Genomic DNA, 3,141 nt, shown 5'->3' on the forward strand with positions numbered 1-3,141 from the left:
GCTGTTACGGGACGACAATGGCCAGCCGCGCGCCACGGCGACGGAAGATGCGGAACTGTTGCAGAAAGCCGATGCGTTGCTGGCACAGGCTGAACATTATCACCGCAAGGTTGGCGTAGGCACGATGCGTAAAACCATCGCTGCGCGTCTGCGTACCTTGCAAAAAAGTTAAACGACTACCGCAAGCCAGGCGGGCGCGGTGGAGGCAATGCACAACGGTGCGATGTGCCGTGGAAGCCGGTCAGCCCGCCTTTTTCGGGAGATGTAATGTTTAGTGGCACACCAGTGGATTATCAGGATGCGGTACTGGCCAATGATGGATTTTGGCCGGATCTCAACCTAAAAGATTTCCAGGAGCAACGCAAAATCACGGCAGACATGGACGCGGGAACGGTGGCGCAAGCGTTATTGACCGCTGCCGGAGAAGTTAACACGGATTTGGTCAGTGTGGCACAGCGACACCAGACGAATGGCCATGCAACGGCCAGCGCGGTGCCGGGTGTCAGTCTCGACGGAAAAAACCTGTTGAGTGCGCAATATCAAAAAGCGGTGTTTGCCAGGGCGAAAGCCGATTTGATGGGGGAATTCGCCACCATTGGCCGCCGCGAGTCTCATCCAGGGCAGGAGGGAGACGATACACGCAAGGGACTGCTGGCGGAGGCGGCGATCGTTATCCGCACCATGAAGGGGCTGAAACGCGCCACGGTGAAAATGGTATGAGCCAGTTAGAGGCGTTAACCGACTTTGTGACTCAAAACCTGCCACGGCGTGTGATGCAGGGCTTTGACAGCTTTATGGATGAAATCAGTTTTATCTGCGCGCAGCGGGATCTCGGAGAGGGCCAGTATCAACTGGCGGTGATGCAGTTTGATGCGGTACTGAGTTGGGAGCGTTGGCCCTATCGGGAGTTTGATCCTAAAAACCTGTGCGCTTTATTGCTGGTCTGGCAGACAGAGCAGGACGAACAGCCCTTTATGGATGCCGGGCTGGATAGGGAGTTGCCCACGTTGGATGTTGACGTTATCGATCGGGATACCGCTACGGTGGTGGTGTCGGTCAAAGGCGCGTCTTCACTGACCATCATTGAAGATGATAACGGCATTATCCCGTTCGACGGCAAACGCTGGCGACTGGCTGACCCGGAAATCTGGTTTGCCTCAGAGGCCAGCGTGTACGGCGCTGATGAAACCGGTGCGCCGATTGGCCAAACCACATGATTGTTGATGGCCAACTGAATAAAGGGCAGTTGAAGGAACTGCGCCAGGCGTTGCGGCAACTGGATTTCCCGCCGAAAAAACGCCAGCGCCTGCTGTGGCGGTTGGCCAAGTACGGGGTGATTAACGCGGCTGCGCGCCATGTGCGCCAGCAACAAACGCCGGACGGTACAGCCTGGGCGAAACGCAAAGGCAGGCGACGCGGCAAGATGCTGCGCAACCTGCCCAAATTGCTGCATATCCGTGAAATGCCGGAAACAGAGTCGGTACGTATCTATTTGCAGGGCGGTGGATATCGCAACGGGGCTAACCCGGTTCCGGCTGGCGTGGTGGGTTATGGCCAGCAGCGTGGCATGAGCGTATCGGTGAAAGGTCGCCAGGCGCAGAAAGGCAAATCTGATACGACACGGTTAGCTACACGTCGCCAGGCCAAAAAATTGCGGGCGTTGGGGTATCGGGTAAAGCAGGGCACGCGCTGGCGCAAACCGGCTTATAGCGAGATTGAGGGCGTGATGCGCTTTGACCAAGCCGGTTTACTTATCAAGAAGCTGAGCGGTAAGGCAGCAAAAGCCGCCTGGACAATTGATGTTCCCGCCCGTCCGTTTTTGGGCATGAGCGACGAAGAATTTAACAAGGCGTTGGCACGCCAGCTACAGGCGATCGGCTTTGGCTGGAATGTGAACGCGCAGGATATCAAGGGGTAGGGATGAGTTGGCCAACGGTACAAATTAATCAGGTTAACCAGCTACAGGGCGAAACCAACGAGATCGAGCGTGTGGTGTTGTTCGTTGGGTTGGGCAGCGGCAAGGAAGCCACCACGGGCCAGGCCATGCCGGTGAATACGCAAAGTGATTTTGATGCGTTGTTAGGCGCAGACGATAGCACCCTGAAAAGTACGGTCAAAGCCGCCATGCGTAATGCGGGGCAAAACTGGAGCGGTTATGTGTTTGTGCTGCCCAGCGATTTGACCGCCGCCGATGCCGAAAAGGCGTGGGCGTCGGCAGTGAAAACTGCGCAGCAGGTGGCAAGCGTTGAAGGGGTAGTGCTGACGCTGGACGCGAGCAAAACCACAATCCAGACCGCCGCCACGTTGCGCGCGGAGTTAATCGCGCAGTTTGGGCGCTGGGTGTGGTTTGTGCTGGCCGTGGGTGGCCCCGGCAAGGATGAGGACTGGACAAAGTACCTTACCCGCCTGAGTACCTTACAGAACGGTGCAGCGGTGCCAGCGGTGCAACTGTCGCCGCGTCTGTGGGGGAATGAGCCTGGCGTGTTAGTGGGCCGCCTGTGCAATCGTGCGGTGACGATCGCAGACAGCCCGGCACGCGTGCAGACCGGTGCCTTGCTGGATATGGGCAATGCGGATTTACCGGTAGACGGCAAAGGTAACGTGCTGGAGTTGGCCACGTTGCAGGCGTTGGAGAAACAGCGCTACAGCGTGCCGATGTGGTATCCCGACTATGACGGCTATTACTGGTCAGATGGTCGCACGTTGGACGTGGAGGGCGGAGATTATCAGGCGATCGAAAACCTGCGCATTGTCGATAAAGCGGCGCGGCGTGTGCGTCTCCAGGCGATTGCCAAAATTGCCGATCGCAGCCTGAACAGCACACCGGGCAGCATTGCCGCACACCAAGCGTATTTTGCCAAGACGCTGCGCGAAATGTCCCGCAGCAGCCAGATTAACGGCGTGACGTTCCCCGGTGAGGTGAAAGCGCCGCAGGATGGCGACGTGGTGATCACCTGGCGCAGCAAAAGCCAGGTTGAGATTTATATCACGGTGCGCACCTACGAATGCCCGAAAGGCATCACGGTGAGCCTGCTTCTTGATCAGTCAGTGGAGAGTGCGGCATGACGAAACGGATTTCAGGCCAATCGGTTGATTTCAACATGGACGGCGATCTGGTTCATGCGGAAAAAGTCAGCCTGA

4 protein-coding genes are annotated in these 3,141 nt (G+C 57.4%); all 4 read left to right on the forward strand.

Translation table 11 applies throughout. The features are described 5' to 3' along the window. The first annotated feature begins 267 nt into the window (after positions 1-267). Genes J5224_RS24365 through J5224_RS24380 form a run of 4 tightly spaced genes read left to right on the forward strand, consistent with a single transcriptional unit; the run spans position 268 to position 3,066 of the window. Positions 268-720 carry a head completion/stabilization protein gene (locus J5224_RS24365; RefSeq protein WP_264627806.1) on the forward strand — a complete coding sequence of 151 codons (453 nt, stop codon included), beginning with the start codon at positions 268-270 and terminating at the stop codon, positions 718-720. Then, a complete protein-coding gene (locus tag J5224_RS24370; protein WP_264627807.1) occupies positions 717-1,217 on the forward strand; it encodes a phage tail protein in 501 nt (166 codons plus the stop codon). Before J5224_RS24365 ends, J5224_RS24370 begins: the two co-directional genes overlap by 4 nt. Continuing rightward, positions 1,214-1,918, forward strand: coding sequence for a phage virion morphogenesis protein (locus J5224_RS24375; RefSeq protein WP_264627808.1), 705 nt, complete (start codon positions 1,214-1,216; stop codon positions 1,916-1,918). The genes J5224_RS24370 and J5224_RS24375 overlap by 4 nt, the downstream gene beginning before the upstream one ends. 2 nt (positions 1,919-1,920) lie before the next feature. Continuing rightward, the gene (locus J5224_RS24380; protein WP_264627809.1) at positions 1,921-3,066 is read left to right on the forward strand and encodes a DUF2586 domain-containing protein; all 1,146 of its coding nucleotides are present in this window, start codon (positions 1,921-1,923) and stop codon (positions 3,064-3,066) included. The last annotated feature ends 75 nt before the right edge of the window (positions 3,067-3,141 follow it).

This window comes from Candidatus Symbiopectobacterium sp. NZEC135 (genome assembly GCF_025962695.1).